Here is a 16,818-nt window from a genome sequence, read left to right as displayed (position 1 = left end):
TTCATTGAAACAACCTATTACAAATGGTTTTGAGCGTAATCAGGTCATTCTAGAAGTAGAATCAAATCTTCAACGGTTAAACAAACTTTATGGATTAGAGGTGACGTCATGTTAAGTATAGAAGTGGCAGCAAAGGAGCTTAAACTAGCGTATACAAAGACTCAGTTTCAAGAGCATCTTACGCAAGCGAACCATCGAAATTTGACTTTTGAGGAAGCTTTAACAGAATTATTGAATGCGGAAGTAGAAGATCGACGCAATAGAAGTTGCGAACGACGTATCAAACAAGCGAAGTTTCACCAGAAAAAATACTTGATGGATTTTGATGATCTAGTGTTTGAAGATAAGACGCGGCAACAATTACGTGAATTAAAAACACTTCAATTTATAGAGGCTAAAGAAAACGGCATTTTAATAGGCAACCCAGGAACTGGCAAAACTCACTTTAGTATCGGGATAGGTATCGAAGCTTGTCTAAAAGGTTATCAAGTACTTTTTGTGAATGCCCCAAACCTTGTGATTCAATTAAAGGAAGCAGTGAGTCAAAGTCAATTTATGCGTTTTAAACGAAGGTTTGAACGAGTTGATCTCGTGATTGTCGATGAGTTAGGTTATCTATCTTTTGACGAAGCAGGAGCTGAATTACTCTTTAATTTATTATCTAACCGCAATGATCGTGGTTCTCTTTTAATTACCACAAACCTTACCTTTGATCGTTGGCAAGAGTGTTTTAAAGATCCAACCTTAACTGGGGCTTTAGTTGATCGCTTAGCCTATCAAGCACATGTCGTTGATATGCGAGGTGATAGCTACCGGATTAAGCAAACTAGCGAATGGATGAATCAGTTAATTAATTAATAAACAACCAGCCAAATGGACCATTTTTCAATAGCAAGGTGGTCCATTTTTCAGTTGACATTAACACAGTTGCAAGCTTACGATTTTCTGGTGTCATATTTTTAGCTGCCCATCGAGAAATTTCAAATTCTGGGTGACGCGTATGATCTCCGCCAGAAACATGATTATAATCCTCAAACAATACAAGGCCTTCGTGAGAAACAAGAAGCGAACCAAATGGTTCATCTCCTTCTTTTAAAGCTTGTCTAGCAAGGGCCACAGCACGTTTAAGGTAAGCTAAATCTTTTTCACTAATCAACATTATCCCTACTTTCACATATATATGCCTACCCATAGTATAACCAAAATGAATTCTTACCTAAAAAACACTCTATCAAGTCAATTGATAGAGCGATGTAATCATTTTAATGAGTCTATGACTATGCTAAAACTTCTAGTAAATCAGGTCTAAAACCAAAGAATGGCGTTTCACCTTCAATAACAACAACTGGTAAGCTTTTAAAACCGAAATCTTCTACAGTTTTTAAAGCTTGTTCATTTTCATAAACATCATAAGCAGTGTATCTGATGGATTTTTCATCAAGATACTTTTTAGTAAATGAACATTGCATACAATTAGGTTTTGAATAAACAATAATTTTTTTCATAATAGTCACTCTTTCTTTTTATCAAAGTAACTCTATCATACTCAATTACAAGGTAATAAACAACTATATGTTGTGTTGTTTATTAATCATAACACCGAATATTGTATTTTAGATAAGTTGTTACTGTATTGTAAGACGCAATCAAATTCACTTAGTTCCTGGATTAATTACTATAATATATCAATAGAGCTTATTAGTTTTTGGATTCTAAAAGGATAAACTGGCTAGTGATGTCCTAAAGTACTCTGATAGACAACTAAGTTTGACTGTTTCGCGTAACACTTAGCAAAACTGTCTAAGTTAGTGTTAGGTTTTTCTAAACTAATGTCAAAAAAACGGTAAAGGCTACTCTGCCAAAATTTATATCTGAAAAATCTAGCCGATAATCCAACTGCTTCTAATCCGACTTGTTAACTTACAGTTCGTGCCTAAACGATTTCCACACCATTAACAAAACCAGATAAGCGTTCGATCGTGCTAAATAAGTCAGCCGCGGTCAATTGAGAAATATCCTCTTTAGAAAAAATCTTACTAATCTGTCCTTGATGCATTACAATTATACGATCACTATAGGTAAGTGCATCTTGTAAGTGATGAGTAATCATTAGCGTAGTTAAATTCAGTTGACGAACAATGTCTTGAGTCATCGCCATCACTTGCTTAGCCGTTCTAGGATCCAATGCAGCCGTATGTTCATCTAATAATAACAATTGTGGTTCTTGTAAGGTTGCCATTACTAAAGAAATTGTTTGGCGTTGTCCACCAGATAGATTTTCAATTGGAACATCTAATCTTTTTTCTAAATCCAGACGAAAAGGTTTAAGGTATTCAATCATTTCTTCATAATTTTTTTCGGTTAGAGAACGACCAAACAGTCGCTTCTCTCCTCTTTTACGAGCTAACATTAAATTTTCAAACACTGTCATTCTGGGAGCTGTCCCCATTCTTGGATCTTGAAAAACACGGCCGATTTTACGAGAAATGTCCATCGGTTTTAATTCAGAAATTTCATGATCGCCTAAAAATATTTGCCCTTCATCTATTTTTATTTGGCCAGATAGACAATTGAACAAAGTTGATTTACCAGCACCGTTAGTTCCAATGACGCCAATAACTTCCCCTTTTTCAATTTTTAAATTTACTTTATCTAGGCCGGAAACGAGATCTCCTTTTCCACGATTAAAACGTTTGGTTACATCGACTAATTCAATATGGGCCATTATGCTCGCCCTCCTTTATTTCCAATTGTATTTATTTTTGGAGACAACTTGGCCTTAACAGATGGGAAGGCTAAGAACATCGCTAAAACCGTCGCTGATATCAAACGGAAATCATTCGAATTAAAGCCTAATCGTAAAACGAACACTAAGATTAAACGATAGATAACTGCCCCAATAATGATTGAAACTAGACGCTTAGTTAAAGTCAGCTCGTTTTTAAGCAATACCTCTCCAATGACGATGGATGACATCGCAACAACTACGGTACCAGACCCCATTTGAATATCTGAAAACCCATTATCCTGCGCGACAAGAGCCCCACTAAGTGCGATTAAGCCGTTAGCAAACATTAAAGCCACTCGAATCATGTGTGGCGTATTAATCCCTAATGAATTCGCCATAATTTCGTTGTCTCCTGTAGCAATGACTGCTTGCCCAATATCTGTTTTAAAGAAAAAAACCATCATTAAGATACAAATAATCACAAATATAATACCAATAGCTAAGCGAGCATAAAGCACTGTATCAAATAGATTTCCTATTAAATCAAATACAGTCTCTGTTCCACGGAAACTTAAATTGGGATTTCCCATAATACGTAAATTAATCGAATATAAACCTGTTAGTGTAATAATACTTGCTAATAAAGCAGGTATTTCAAAATAAGTAGTTAGAAAGCCAGTAATTAAACCCGCGAGCATGCCGGCTGCAATTGCGGCTATTGTTGCTATAACAGGATGGATTCCATTCGTTGCCAAGGTAGCAGCCGTAGCTGCTCCCATGGTAAACGATGCTTCACTTGTTAAATCCGCAAAACGTAAAATTCTAAAACTAATATATAAGCCTAAACCCATGATACTCCATAATATCCCTTGAGCGACCGCACTAAAATAAATTGCCATATTAACTATTCCCCACCTAAATCTTCTAATGTACTTACTAAATCAACAGAAATTTCGACATTTAATCGTTCAGCTGTATCCGAATTATAAACTAATCTTAAGTTCTCAACAAAATGAATGGGAATATCTCCGATAGATGTACCGTTAAGGACTTGAATCGCAATTCTCGCAGCCTCAATCCCTAAATCAGCTTGGTTAATGGCTACCGCCGCTAAACCACCCTGTTCAACCATATTATCTACACTTGGATAAACGGCGATATCCATACGATCAGTGGCATCTAATAAAGTTTCAAATGCCGAAGCAATGGTATTATCAGAGCCTACATAAATTGCATCTACTTGTGAACTTAAGTTTTCAGCAACCATTTGCATATCAAGAGTTGTCGCGATTCCTTCAATAACCACCTCTAAGCCCATACCTTCAGCCACTTCTTTCGCCGATTCTATTTCTGCTTGAGCATTATCTTCACTTGATGTATAAATCATCCCAATTTTTTTAATGTCAGGATCAATTTGTAACATTAAATCAAAGTGTTTTTCTAAAGGAAAAGCATCACTCGTTCCAGTGATATTTTCGCCAGGTTTTTCTACGTTTTCAACTAAGCCAGCAGAAACTGGATCAGTCACTCCCGCCATAATAATTGGGATGTCGCTCGTTTGATTTTGGAAAGCTTGTGAGACTGGTGTCGTTACAGCGAAAATTAAATCAGGTTCCTGAGAGACCACTTGCTCAGCAATCGTCCCTAATAAATTGATATCTGCCTCAGCATTATGAAACTCAATCGTTAGGTTCTCTCCTTCGACATAATCATTGGCAGCCAATTCATCTTTAATCCCTTGAACGATTTGGTCTAAAGATGGGTGACTGACAAATTGTACAATCGCAATATCTAATGAATCTTCTGCGTGAGCTTTAACATTAAATTGAGTGAAACCAGAGACAAGAATTGAGGCTAATAAAGTGACTGCTACTATCATTTGTTTGAAATTTTTCATTTTTATACTCTCCTTTTATGTGAATACACTAAAAAACGCCGACCACATACTATGTGTGTCCGCGTTACGCAAAAAAACCACATAGTATGTTTAATAAACATCTACGTGGTAAACTGGATGATTCGCCACATAGATACAACTTCAGTACAAACTGGGCTGTATCCATGGAATATGTCCAAGTCTACAACCTTATCTATGCCAGCTTTGCCAGCTATTAAAAATAGTATTGTTGATATGTAACATATTCTTAGCTCCTCTCGATAATTTATATTTATCTTACGCTTCATTTCTAAAAGTGTCAAGAGTTTTTTAATTATTTTCACATCATTTTCTCACGAATCTTGGATTGAGCATCATTACGTATATATTTTAAATAAACATTCGTTTTTTTCTGTAAAAAATAGTAAAATGATAAAGTAGTCTATTAATTAGACACAAGGAGGTTTTAATATGTCTTTTGATGGTTTGTTTACCCACGGCCTAGTTGCTGAACTGAAAGAACAACTATTGAACGGAAGAGTTCATAAAATATATCAACCATTCGAACAAGAGTTACAATTTGTCATTCGTGCCAATAGAAAGAACCAACGTTTATCTGCTTCAATTCACCCTACTTATTATCGTCTTTTGTTAACAGAGGAACGCCCGAGTAATCCAAGTCATGCGCCAATGTTTTGTATGTTACTTAGAAAACATTTAGAAAATGCAAGTATATTAGACATTCGACAAATAGAAAATGATCGAATCATTGAATTTGAGCTAAGTGGTCGTGATGAACTAGGTGATTTACAAACTTATTTATTAATTTTTGAGTTAATGGGCCGCCACAGTAATATTATTTTAGTAAATACTAAAACACAAACGATTATCGATTGTATTAAGCATGTGTCACCTGCATTTAATAGTTATCGCTCACTTCAACCAGGTGCAGCTTACATTCGCCCACCAAAGAATCCTAATCAACAAAATATTCTCGAAATGAATTCTGCTGACTTGAGTGAATGGGTAGAGACTCATGCCGAGGAGTTGACCACTGGTCAAGGCCACCGTGTGATTCAAGGCTTAAGCAAGATGGTTGCTGAAACAATCCAAGATTTAATTGTTAATGAAAGTCACACACCACTTGCTGCTATTCACTTTATTCTTGAACAGTTAAAAGCCCCAAAGCCTACCCTTTTTGAAAGTAAAGAGAATTTAAAATTCTATGCTTTTGATTTACCAAATTTACAGGGGAAACGTCAATCGGTGTCTTTATTGTCAGATTTACTAGAGTTATTCTTCCAACAGAAGGTCCATTTGGATCGAGTGAAACAATTATCTGGTGATATGATCCAAAAAATAAAACACATCATTGATCGAAACAATAGTAAATTAACAAAACTTGCAAAAGAAAGAGCTATTGCTGGAGCGGCAGATAATTATCGTATAAAAGGTGAGTTACTAAACGCTTACGCATATCAACTTCAAAAAGGAATAAGTGAAGCACACTTAGAAAATTATTATGATGAAAACCAATTGTTGACGGTTGAATTGGACCCTAGGAAAACACCTATCGAAAATAGCCAGCAATATTTTAAGAAATATACTAAATACCGTGATTCGCTAAAATATATTGATCAACAAGAAACACTGGCTTTAGAAGAGAATGATTATCTAGAGGGAGTCCTTGTTCAATTATCTCAGGCAGATTTAGAAGACATTGAAATGATCAAACAAGAACTAACAGATGAAGGTTATGTCAGTCAAAGAAAAGGTTCAGTGAAAAAACGGGCTAAATCAAAATCTAAACCGCGACGTTATCGCTCAAGTGATGGTATCATCATCTATGTTGGGCGTAATAATCAACAAAACGATGAATTAAGCCTGCGTAAGGCAGCTAAAAATCACTGGTGGTTCCATACTAAGGATATTCCTGGAGCCCATGTCATCGTGGAGTCTGATAAGCCTAGTGAGCAGACAATGCAGGAAGCTGCTGAAATTGCCGCCTATTTTTCAAAATTTCAACAGTCTGCCAATGTGCCAGTAGATACCGTTCAAGTGAAACAACTACATAAACCTAATGGGGCAAAACCTGGTTTTGTAATTTATGAAGGACAACAAACCCTCTATGTAACCCCAGTAGAAAGCAAAATTTCAGCAATGGCTATCGAAGATTAACCATTAAATGAAAAGCTTGTTTTTAATGGGTAAATAAAGCAAAAAAAAACGGAGTTAGCAATGGCTAGACTCCGTTTTTTATGCTTTTAACTGTAAAACTATCTGTTAATTGAGGGACAACTTGTTTCTTACGAGAAACTACTCCCGGTAAATTCAGTTGGCTTTCAACAACAGGCGTTTTAAACGCTTTTTCAACTGCTGTGAAGTCGTTCCCGACTACAAAACCGATTGAATTGCTTTCAAGAATATCTGTCACAATTAAAACAGATAAATCTAAAGTGCTCGCTGCATCAAATTCTGCTTTCATTTGCTCTAATAAAGCGTCTTTACGTGATAATACATCTGAGAAATCTACAACGTTCACTTGACCAATACGCACTTGTTTACCATTCATATCAAAGTTTTTGGCGTCTGAATTTAATAATTCTGTCTCAGATTTACTATCTAAATTAGTTCCAGATTTTAATAAGTCCATGCCATATACCTCTAAGTTGACATCAGCGATTTTTGCTAATTCATGAGCAGCATTTTCGTCTTGGTTTGTGGTTGTAGGTGATTTAAATAATAAAGTATCAGAAATAATCGCGGATAACATTAATCCTGCAATTGATTTAGGGATATCGTAATCATGTTCTACAAACATTTTATAAAGAATCGTTGCAGTAGATCCAATCGGTTCTGCACGGTAATATAATGGATGCGCAGTCTCAAAGGCATTGATTCTGTGGTGGTCCACAACGTAATCAATAGATACCTCTTTTAAATCATCAACCGATTGAATTGGCTCATTATGGTCAACTAATGCTACGTTTTTCACTTCATTTGCAACAGTTGTTACAATTCGTGGAACCGACACATTAAAATGATTTAACGCAAAGGCAGTTTCTTCATTTATTTCACCTAAAGCAACTGGCTCAGCCTCTTGCCCTTGTTTCTCAAGAAAATAGCTCATTGCGATTGCTGAAGCTATCGTATCTGTATCAGGATTTTTGTGTCCAAACACTAAATATTTCGTCATAAAAGTATAATCCTCCTTAGTTATGCTTACTCTAATAGTTTACCACTAGTTTACAAAAAAATGAATTAAATCTGATACATTTGCGTACTTTAGTAGATAAACTATCTGTTCAAAAATAAAAAAATCAAAGCCCTCTTTTAAAGAGCTTTGATTTTTATTAACTAGCAAATGTAGTTTAATAATTTAGGTAGTTTTTGTAATCGTCTGTTCTCAATAAACGGCGAGCATTTTCTACTCTTTCAGGTGTTGGCGGATCAATTCCTTCTAAGCGGTATTTAATCCCCATCGCTTCGTATTTATAAACCCCCATCTTATGATAAGGTAAAATCTCGAATTTTAATACATTATCTAAACTTGCCACATAGTCACCTAAACGTAAAAGAAACTCGTCATAATCTGTGCGTTCTGGGACTAAGACATGACGAATCCAGACTGGATGATTGATATCAGAAAGATAACGAGACATATCCAGAATGCCATTATTAGGATGACCAGTTAAACGGCGATGCCCTTCTGTATCAATATGCTTAATATCAAATAAAAATAAATCAGTATATTTAAGCAATTCTTGAAAGCGTCCAAAAAAAGGTTCTTTAAAAGTGAACGGTTGCCCGCATGTATCAATTGTTGTATGAATACCATTTTCTTTACAAATCTTAAAATACTCAATCAAGAAATCGATTTGTAGTAAAGGTTCCCCACCACTAATCGTTACGCCCCCTTTACTACCCCAAAAAGCTCGATATTGGATAGCTTCATCAAATAATTGTTGAGGGGTATATGGATGGCCGCCTTTCATATTCCAAGTGTCAGGATTATGGCAAAACTCACATCGCATACGACAACCTTGCATAAATGTTATAAATCGAATACCTGGACCATCTACTGAACCGAAACTTTCGGTCGAGTGCACATGGCCGATAATTGGCGTAGCTACTTCAGTCATTCCGCCAGCTCCTTTCACTAAAATGACAAGCTTACTAGCTAAAACTAGCAAGCTTGTAAGAAATATTAGGACCTTACATTGAACTATGCATTGTACGGTTAATTACATCTAATTGTTGTTCTCGTGTTAATTTTATAAAGTTAACGGCATATCCAGACACACGAATGGTTAATTGTGGGTAATTCTCGGGATGTTCCATTGCGTCCATTAAAGTTTCACGATTAAAGACGTTAACGTTCAGGTGGTGTCCCCCTTGTGCAACGTACCCATCTAACATACTTGATAAGTTTTCTTGTTGAACAGCATCTTCTTTACCTAACGCTTTTGGAATGATTGAGAAGGTATTTGAAATACCATCCATTGAATATTCATAAGGCATTTTAGCTACTGACATTAAACTAGCAAGTGCGCCGTGAGTATCACGACCATGCATTGGGTTGGCACCTGGTGCAAATGGTGCTCCTGCACGACGTCCATCTGGCGTGTTACCTGTTTTCTTACCATAAACCACGTTTGAAGTAATTGTTAAAATTGATGTTGTATGAATAGAATTACGGTAAGTTGGATGTTTTCTAACTTTTGTCATGAATGATTTAAGTAAGTCGATACCTATTTGATCGGCACGGTCATCGTTATTACCATATTTAGGATAGTCTCCCTCAATTTCATAATCAACCACTAGGCCATTTTCATCACGAATCGTTTTAACTTTTGTATGTTTAATGGCAGATAATGAATCGATTGTCACTGAGAAACCAGCAATACCAGTTGCCATTGTACGTTTAATTTTTGTATCATGTAATGCCATTTCGATACTTTCATAACTATACTTATCATGCATATAATGAATAATGTTTAATGTATTGACGTATAGGCCAGCTAACCATTCTAACATGTCATCAAATCTTTCCATAACCTCGTCATAATCTAAATACTCTGACGTAATTGCTTGGTATTTCGGTCCGATTTGTGCTTTTAGCTTCTCATCTACCCCACCATTGATTGAATAAAGAAGTGCTTTTGCAACGTTGGCACGAGCGCCAAAGAATTGCATTTGTTTACCAATTTCCATTGCAGACACACAACAAGCGATCCCATAGTCATCACCATATGTTGGACGCATAATATCGTCGTTCTCATATTGGATAGCAGATGATACGATTGACATCTTAGCAGCAAATCTTTTGAAAGGTTCTGGTAAGCGTGTTGACCATAGAATTGTTAAGTTTGGTTCAGGTGCTGGACCTAAGTTTGAAAGTGTGTGTAAGAAACGGAATGAACTTTTAGTGACTAATGAACGTCCGTCATTACCCATCCCCCCAATAGATTCAGTTACCCAAGTTGGATCACCTGAGAATAAGTCATTATAGTCTGGCGTACGGGCAAATTTAACTAAGCGTAATTTCATAACGAAATGATCGACTAATTCTTGTGCTTCAACTTCTGTTAATGTACCGTTGGCTAAATCACGTTCTACATAGATATCTAAGAATGTAGAGACACGGCCAAGTGACATTGCGGCACCGTTTTGTTGTTTAATGGCAGCTAAATATGCTAAATACGTCCATTGGAAAGCTTCTTGAGCACTTTCGGCAGGGACTGAAATATCAAAGCCATAGATTTGACCTAGTTTTTTAAGATCTTTCAGAGCACGATATTGTTCGCTAACTTCTTCACGCAATTGAATGATGTCATCTGACATCGTACCATAGCCAATATTGTCGAAATCTTTTTGTTTTTCAGCCATCAAGAAATCTACCCCATATAAAGCAACACGGCGGTAGTCACCGATAATACGTCCACGTCCATAAGCATCTGGTAGTCCAGTAATGACACCCGATTTACGTGCAGAACGCATGTCTGGTGTATAAGCATCGAAGACACCTTGATTATGTGTTTTACGATATTCAGTAAAAATTTTATGGTTTTCTGGATCAACTTCGTAACCATAGGCTTCCAATGAGTTTTCTGACACTCGAATCCCACCGAATGGCTGGAAGCTACGCTTTAATGGTTTATCTGTTTGGAAACCAACAATCTTTTCTAACTCCTTATCGATGTAACCTGCTTCATGAGAAGTAATTGTCGAAACAATCTTATTATCCATATCAAGTACGCCACCGTTGTCGCGTTCTTGTTTAGTTAATTCCATGACTTCGTCCCATAGTTCTACGGTTGCTTCTGTAGGTCCTGCTAAAAATTCATCCCCCGCTGTATATTCTTTAAAGTTAGCTTGAATAAACTCACGCACGTCTACTTGTTCTTGCCATTTTTTTCCTTTAAACCCTTGCCACTGTTTCATAATAAATCCTCCTTGTTATACTTTCCGATTAAAATATGACAAACGACTTGTTCAACATTTCACCCTTATTGTATCATGATTCACAAACAAAGCAATAGGCTTTTTACATAATTTTGTATTTTTCTGCATTTTAATCAATTTCTTATACACGCTTACAAAGGCTTTATTATAGTAATCTCATTTTTGCTAAATTATTCCAATCTGTTTTAAGACAGAAAAAAACTGTACCAATAAAACTATAACAAGATAGTTTGTGGCACAGTTCTCAATCTGTTTTTAGTTGTCGTCTAACATTTTTAGACGTGCTGGATGCATCGTTAGGACTTTTCCTAATTGATCTATCTCAGAAATAGCCGAACCATTCGCCAGCCTTTCAGTTAACGGGATGTCCGTTGTATTAAATTCATAGACATAACCTGTATCGCCGTAAAGAACGACTGGAATACTGCCATGCGACAACGGAATACTTGTTAAAATCCTATGTGGATTCGTTTTTAATTCTTTCAGTAATAAGATTCCACGACTACCACGCCCCGCTTGATTAATAATATCAATATCAAAGCGTTTTAAATGTCCTCTTTGTGTTAAAACTAAAGCTTGTGGACGATTCATTGATTGGTCAAACAACATTCCTGCTGCGACATTGTCATCATCTTTCAAGTTAATGGAGATGACTCCTTGAGTTTTCAGACCAGTTTGCGACACTTCTTCTAAGTCATAACGTAAACTATAACTTTTAGCCGTCAGCAGAACCACTTGGTATTCACTGCCCTGTTTGGCCCTAATTGCTGCAAGTAATTCATCATCAGCATCCTTCATTGTCATTGCTACTGCTGTTCTCGACTTGTAACTTCTGTAAGTCGTGAATAAAGACAAACTCGTTTGCTTAATACGTCCGTTACGAGTGATTAACACAATATTATCAGACTCATCTTGTGTTTGCGTAGCCGATTGGGTTTGCACGCCGCCTTTGATTGATGAAAAGACGCTGATAATTTGTTCTCCGCTAGCTAATTGATAGTTTTGGGATAAATGAATGCCGATTTCTTTCCATCGAATATCTGGCATTTCATGGACCGGCAAGTGAATATAATTCCCTTTATTCGTTACAAGGATAATTGCATCATGTGTGCTTAATTCTTGCACAAATAATGGATAATCGTGATCACGACTACCGAGATCTAATGAATCTGAAGCAGAGAAGGAGCGCAGACTAGTACGTTTCAGATAGCCCTCTTTAGTCACAGACACATACACTTTTTCTTCTGGAATTAGCAAGGTCGTTTCAACACTAATTTCTTGAATTTCAGCTTCAACCAGAGATTTACGAGGTGTTTGTAGTCGTTTTTTGACATCTTTTAATTCATTAATCAAGACTTTGTTGAGTGTTTCTTTATTTGATAAGATGTTACGGTACATATGGATGCGCTCATTTAACTCTAAACGTTCGTTCTGAAGTGATACAACGTCCGTATTAGTTAAACGGTATAATTGTAAGTTAACAATCGATTCGGCTTGTGTATCACTAAATTCATAAGTAGTTACAAGATTTCTCTTAGCATCCGCTTTATTTTCACTTGCGCGAATCGTCGCGATTACCTCATCGAGAATAGAAACCACACGTATCAAACCATCCACAATATGTTGGCGTTTTTGATCAGCAGCTAAATTAAAATTCGTACGACGTGTGATAACGTCTTGCTGGTGAGAAACGTAGGCTTCTAATATTTGTTGAAGATTGACAATTTTGGGATGACTGTCATGGATAGCAACCATATTTAAGTGATAATTCACTTGTAAATCAGTATTCACTAAAAGATAGTTTAAGACGCTATCTGAATTGACATCACGTTTCAATTCGATAACCACACGCAAACCCGTACGGTCTGATTCATCCCTAACATCATCAATCCCTTCAATTTTCTTCAGTATACGAACATCATCCATCTTCTGAATCAATTTAGCTTTGTTTACTTCATAAGGCAACTCAGTAGCGACAATTTGGCTTTTATTGCCCTTAAGTTTTTCAACATGAGTTTTGGCACGCACCAAAATTTTCCCTTGACCATTGCTGTAAGCTTTACGGATACCATCAGCTCCTTGAATAATCCCTCCGGTCGGAAAGTCTGGTGCTTGAATAAACTTCATCAATGTATCTAGTGTGTATGTCTTATGAGATAACATATAGATCACTGCATCGATGACCTCACCTAAGTTATGTGGAGGAATTTCAGTTGCATAGCCGGATGAAATTCCGGTCGACCCATTAATTAATAAATTAGGTACACGTGAGGGTAAAACAAGCGGTTCTTCTAATGTATCATCAAAGTTTAACGCATAATCAATTGTTTCACTATCAATATCACGCAATAACTCATTGGCATATTTGGACATTCGTGCTTCAGTATAACGCATGGCAGCAGCCATATCCCCATCCATGCTACCGTTGTTTCCGTGCATATCAATGAGTGGCTCACGTAACTTCCAGTCTTGCGACATACGGACCATAGCGTCATAAACAGAGGTATCCCCGTGAGGGTGATAATTACCGATAACGTTACCGACCGTTTTGGCTGACTTACGGTAAGGATTATCGGCTGTATTGCGCTCTTGGTACATGGCAAAAAGGATACGCCTTTGAACTGGCTTTAAACCATCACGAATGTCTGGCAGCGCACGATCTTGAATAATATACTTCGAATAGCGACCAAAACGATCACCAATTACATCTGCAAATTCTAGTTCTTGAATTCCTGGCAAATTATTCATTATCACTCAACTCCTTTATCAAATGAATGATTTTGCTCATCATTGGTTTGAGCCGGACTCGCACTATTTTGACCACCTGATAGATTGCTTTTAGGATTAGCTTCAATCACTTCATCGTTTGTAAAGTCTTTTGTGGCTGATGAGCTTGAAGGTACATTATCATTTAATAGAGTATCTTCCATTTCCATTGTAAATTGGACGTTTTTTTCAATCCATTTACGACGCGGTTCCACTTTATTTCCCATTAAAGTCGTTAAACGACGTTCAGCTTGTGTGGCATCATCAATGGTCACTCTGATTAATATGCGACTGTCTGGATTCATAGTTGTATCCCATAGTTGGTCAGCGTTCATTTCACCTAAACCTTTATATCGTTGTAAGATATAACCCTTCCCGACCTTGTTGGTGACACTTTGTAACTCCTCATCAGTCCATGCATATTCTATGACTTCTTTTGCACCCTTGCCTTTAGACACTTTATATAAAGGAGGCATTGCTAAATAAACATGTCCAGCATCAAGTAAAGGTTTCATATAACGATAGAAGAATGTTAATAATAAGACTTGGATATGGGCACCATCGGTATCGGCATCGGTCATAATAATCACTTTGTCGTAATTAATATTACTAATATCGAAATCTGCCCCGACACCACCACCAATGGTATAAATTATCGTATTAATTTCTTCGTTTTTCATAATGTCAGTCATTGATGCTTTTTCTGTATTGATAACTTTACCACGTAAAGGTAATATCGCTTGATACTTACGATCGCGTCCAAGTTTAGCAGAACCACCCGCAGAATTACCCTCGACTAAATAGAGTTCGTTTTTACTCGCGTCTTTCGATTGTGCTTTAGTTAGCTTTCCTGAAATTAAACGTTCTTGTTGTTGACGTTTCACACCTGTACGAGCTGCATCACGTGCTTTTCTTGCTGCTTCACGCGTTTCACGGGCATTGATCGATTTTTTTAGAATCATTTGGCTAAAGTTACCATTCTCATTTAAATAAGCAGACATATGTTCAAAGACAAAGTTGTCCACAATACTTCTTGCTTTAGGTGTTCCTAGTTTACTTTTCGTCTGACCTTCAAACTGCAAGTATTGTTCTGGAATTCTTAATGAGATTACCATCGATGCTCCTTCTCGAACATCACTACCCTCTAAGTTTTTATCTTTATCTTTCAATAAGCCCACTTTGCGACCATACTCATTAAACGCTTTTGTGATAGCAGTTTTCATACCTACCTCATGAGACCCACCACCGGTTGTTCTTACGTTATTAGCAAAAGATAAAATTGTTTCTGAATAACCATCATTGTATTGCAAGGCAAAATCGATTTCGAAATTCTCGACTTCTCCTGAAAATGCAGCTACTTCACCTAATGTATCTTTCTCTTCGTTTAAATACTGAATAAAATCCTTCAATCCATTCTCATAATGGAATTCACTCTCTTGTTCATCACGCTCATCGATTAATTTAATGTTTAAGCCCTTTAGAAGGAAGGCAGATTCTCTTAATCTTTCAGCGATGATGTCATAATTAATTGTAGCATTACCAAAGATCGTCTCATCTGGCATGAAGTGTACGCTAGTCCCATGAGCCGTTTTATTTTTGTATTTACTTTTAGTTAATTTACCTACCGGATGCCCTCCGTTTTCAAAGTGCATGGTATAGAGATTACCATCTCGAATAACATTGACTTCTAACCAACTAGATAACGCATTAACCACGCTTGCCCCCACACCATGGAGTCCACCAGCTGATTTATAACCACCTTGACCAAACTTACCACCTGCATGAAGTACGGTAAAAATAACTTGGATACTAGGTACGCCACTTGAGTGTTTCCCCGTAGGCATCCCTCTCCCATTATCGGTTACACGGACACTACCATCTTTTAATATCTCAACTTTAATTTCAGAAGCGAAACCAGATAAGGCTTCATCGACTGAGTTGTCAACAATTTCATAAACTAGATGATGTAAACCTTTTTGGTCAGTTGAACCAATGTACATTCCTGGACGCTTTCTTACGGCATCCAAACCTTCTAAAATTTGTATGGCATCATCATTATAATTTGTTAACGATACTTTTTCTTGAGTCATGTACTCACCTCTTTAACTTCTCAAACTTTCAACTGTGCTATCATATCAGATTTACATTCAGAATTGCAATAATCCAACGCTTTACAGCTATTGAAAAGCACACCACTATTAAGTATACCATAAATCCCACCAATAAGAACGCTTGTTTGGCTTACACTCACACTTTTAGAGTAAATGTTTATTGTATTCGATATTTTTCGTGGTAAAATAGAAAAGTCAAAGGGAGGTTTATTATGGAACAAAACGTAACTATTTGGATGCCAATACTGTTTATTTTCCTGGCTTATTTAGCCGGCTCAATTCCCTCTGGTGTCTGGTATTCAAAATTCGTACATAAAATAGACGTACGTGAATTAGGTAGTGGTAATAGTGGGGGTACAAACGTTGGGCGTAACTTTGGAGCTCTTGCCGCAATTTTGGTTATTGCGGTGGATGTTTTGAAAGGTTGGCTACCAATATTGTTAACTAAACACTTTTTCCCATCTTTGGACTGGGCTATCATGTTAACTGGGCTAGCTTCTATCTTGGGTCATGCATACCCATTATGGGCTAGCTTCCGTGGAGGAAAAGTTGTGGCTACTTCAATTGGCGTATTACTAGGTTTCTGGTTTAACATTGCTTTAGTTCAAGTGGGCTTACTAGTTTTATTAGTTTTTATTACGAGTATGGTCAGTTTATCAGCGATGTTAAGTTATGTAATTATCGCCATTTACATCTTCATCAAATCATCGTCGTTAATCTACGGCGTTGGATTTTTATTGATTGCTCTATTCATGATGTATCGCCATCGAACGAATATTCACCGAATTATCAAAGGTGAGGAAAGTCGTTTGAGCTTTGGTTTGAACAAGTCAAAAAAATAAATTGTCTAAGATACTTCGAGCTTGCTCGAA

The 16,818-nt window shown here is 36.8% G+C and carries 13 protein-coding genes; 3 read left to right on the top strand and 10 right to left on the bottom strand.

Annotated features, from left to right (window positions below; all coding sequences use genetic code 11):
* Positions 1-108 precede the first annotated feature (108 nt).
* The gene (istB, locus tag ACTQ45_RS02810) at positions 109-858 is read left to right on the top strand and encodes an IS21-like element helper ATPase IstB (RefSeq protein ID WP_441753162.1); all 750 of its coding nucleotides are present in this window, start codon (positions 109-111) and stop codon (positions 856-858) included.
* Here the strand turns inward: istB and ACTQ45_RS02805 are convergent.
* From ACTQ45_RS02805 to ACTQ45_RS02785, 5 genes are all read right to left on the bottom strand, one after another.
* Positions 851-1,156, bottom strand: coding sequence for a hypothetical protein (locus ACTQ45_RS02805; protein WP_441762891.1), 306 nt, complete (start codon positions 1,154-1,156; stop codon positions 851-853). The genes istB and ACTQ45_RS02805 overlap by 8 nt on opposite strands.
* A 121-nt stretch (positions 1,157-1,277) precedes the next feature.
* Positions 1,278-1,505: a glutaredoxin-like protein NrdH gene (nrdH, locus tag ACTQ45_RS02800; RefSeq protein WP_441750450.1), complete on the bottom strand. Its 228-nt coding sequence runs from the start codon at positions 1,503-1,505 to the stop codon at positions 1,278-1,280.
* Positions 1,506-1,933: 428 nt separating this feature from the next.
* Entirely contained in the window at positions 1,934-2,725 is a 792-nt protein-coding gene (locus tag ACTQ45_RS02795) for an ABC transporter ATP-binding protein (RefSeq protein ID WP_441750449.1), read from the bottom strand.
* The gene (locus ACTQ45_RS02790; protein ID WP_441750448.1) at positions 2,725-3,627 is read right to left on the bottom strand and encodes an ABC transporter permease; all 903 of its coding nucleotides are present in this window, start codon (positions 3,625-3,627) and stop codon (positions 2,725-2,727) included. Before ACTQ45_RS02790 ends, ACTQ45_RS02795 begins: the two co-directional genes overlap by 1 nt.
* A gap of 5 nt (positions 3,628-3,632) precedes the next feature.
* Positions 3,633-4,625 (bottom strand): ABC transporter substrate binding protein, encoded by a 993-nt coding sequence (locus tag ACTQ45_RS02785; RefSeq protein ID WP_441750447.1) that lies wholly within the window; start codon positions 4,623-4,625, stop codon positions 3,633-3,635.
* 450 nt (positions 4,626-5,075) lie between these two features.
* Between ACTQ45_RS02785 and ACTQ45_RS02780 the strand changes: the two genes are divergently transcribed.
* Positions 5,076-6,782 (top strand): Rqc2 family fibronectin-binding protein, encoded by a 1,707-nt coding sequence (locus tag ACTQ45_RS02780; RefSeq protein WP_441750446.1) that lies wholly within the window; start codon positions 5,076-5,078, stop codon positions 6,780-6,782.
* Positions 6,783-6,846: 64 nt separating this feature from the next.
* Here ACTQ45_RS02780 and ACTQ45_RS02775 read toward each other — a convergent pair whose 3' ends face one another.
* The 5 genes from ACTQ45_RS02775 to parE form a co-directional block, all read right to left on the bottom strand.
* On the bottom strand, positions 6,847-7,800 hold the full coding sequence (locus ACTQ45_RS02775; protein ID WP_441750445.1) for a manganese-dependent inorganic pyrophosphatase: 954 nt from the start codon (positions 7,798-7,800) through the stop codon (positions 6,847-6,849).
* Between the two features lie 175 nt (positions 7,801-7,975).
* The gene (gene pflA / locus ACTQ45_RS02770; protein WP_441750444.1) at positions 7,976-8,746 is read right to left on the bottom strand and encodes a pyruvate formate-lyase-activating protein; all 771 of its coding nucleotides are present in this window, start codon (positions 8,744-8,746) and stop codon (positions 7,976-7,978) included.
* A gap of 73 nt (positions 8,747-8,819) precedes the next feature.
* Positions 8,820-11,048 carry a formate C-acetyltransferase gene (pflB, locus tag ACTQ45_RS02765; protein WP_441750443.1) on the bottom strand — a complete coding sequence of 743 codons (2,229 nt, stop codon included), beginning with the start codon at positions 11,046-11,048 and terminating at the stop codon, positions 8,820-8,822.
* Between the two features lie 276 nt (positions 11,049-11,324).
* Positions 11,325-13,817: a DNA topoisomerase IV subunit A gene (gene parC, locus ACTQ45_RS02760; protein WP_441762890.1), complete on the bottom strand. Its 2,493-nt coding sequence runs from the start codon at positions 13,815-13,817 to the stop codon at positions 11,325-11,327.
* Positions 13,818-13,819: 2 nt separating this feature from the next.
* Positions 13,820-15,925: a DNA topoisomerase IV subunit B gene (parE, locus tag ACTQ45_RS02755; RefSeq protein WP_441762889.1), complete on the bottom strand. Its 2,106-nt coding sequence runs from the start codon at positions 15,923-15,925 to the stop codon at positions 13,820-13,822.
* Between the two features lie 233 nt (positions 15,926-16,158).
* Here parE and plsY point away from each other — a divergent pair, with 233 nt between their 5' ends.
* Positions 16,159-16,788 (top strand): glycerol-3-phosphate 1-O-acyltransferase PlsY, encoded by a 630-nt coding sequence (gene plsY, locus ACTQ45_RS02750; RefSeq protein WP_441762888.1) that lies wholly within the window; start codon positions 16,159-16,161, stop codon positions 16,786-16,788.
* Positions 16,789-16,818: the final 30 nt, after the last annotated feature.

The sequence above is a fragment of the Fundicoccus sp. Sow4_D5 genome, from assembly GCF_052116365.1.
Classification (GTDB): Bacteria; Bacillota; Bacilli; order Lactobacillales; family Aerococcaceae; genus Fundicoccus.
The sequence above is the reverse complement of the archived record's forward strand: the minus strand, read 5'-3'. Positions and strand labels throughout refer to the sequence as shown.

Excerpts from the sequence above, each read along its gene's own strand:
- pflA (WP_441750444.1), bottom strand. The coding sequence starts at position 8,746 with ATGACTGAAGTAGCTACGCCAATTATCGGCCATGTGCACTCGACCGAA.
- istB (WP_441753162.1), top strand. The coding sequence starts at position 109 with ATGTTAAGTATAGAAGTGGCAGCAAAGGAGCTTAAACTAGCGTATACA.
- pflB (WP_441750443.1), bottom strand. The coding sequence starts at position 11,048 with ATGAAACAGTGGCAAGGGTTTAAAGGAAAAAAATGGCAAGAACAAGTA.
- parE (WP_441762889.1), bottom strand. The coding sequence starts at position 15,925 with ATGACTCAAGAAAAAGTATCGTTAACAAATTATAATGATGATGCCATA.
- ACTQ45_RS02795 (WP_441750449.1), bottom strand. The coding sequence starts at position 2,725 with ATGGCCCATATTGAATTAGTCGATGTAACCAAACGTTTTAATCGTGGA.
- plsY (WP_441762888.1), top strand. The coding sequence starts at position 16,159 with ATGGAACAAAACGTAACTATTTGGATGCCAATACTGTTTATTTTCCTG.
- parC (WP_441762890.1), bottom strand. The coding sequence starts at position 13,817 with ATGAATAATTTGCCAGGAATTCAAGAACTAGAATTTGCAGATGTAATT.
- ACTQ45_RS02790 (WP_441750448.1), bottom strand. The coding sequence starts at position 3,627 with ATGGCAATTTATTTTAGTGCGGTCGCTCAAGGGATATTATGGAGTATC.
- ACTQ45_RS02785 (WP_441750447.1), bottom strand. The coding sequence starts at position 4,625 with ATGAAAAATTTCAAACAAATGATAGTAGCAGTCACTTTATTAGCCTCA.
- ACTQ45_RS02780 (WP_441750446.1), top strand. The coding sequence starts at position 5,076 with ATGTCTTTTGATGGTTTGTTTACCCACGGCCTAGTTGCTGAACTGAAA.
- ACTQ45_RS02775 (WP_441750445.1), bottom strand. The coding sequence starts at position 7,800 with ATGACGAAATATTTAGTGTTTGGACACAAAAATCCTGATACAGATACG.
- nrdH (WP_441750450.1), bottom strand. The coding sequence starts at position 1,505 with ATGAAAAAAATTATTGTTTATTCAAAACCTAATTGTATGCAATGTTCA.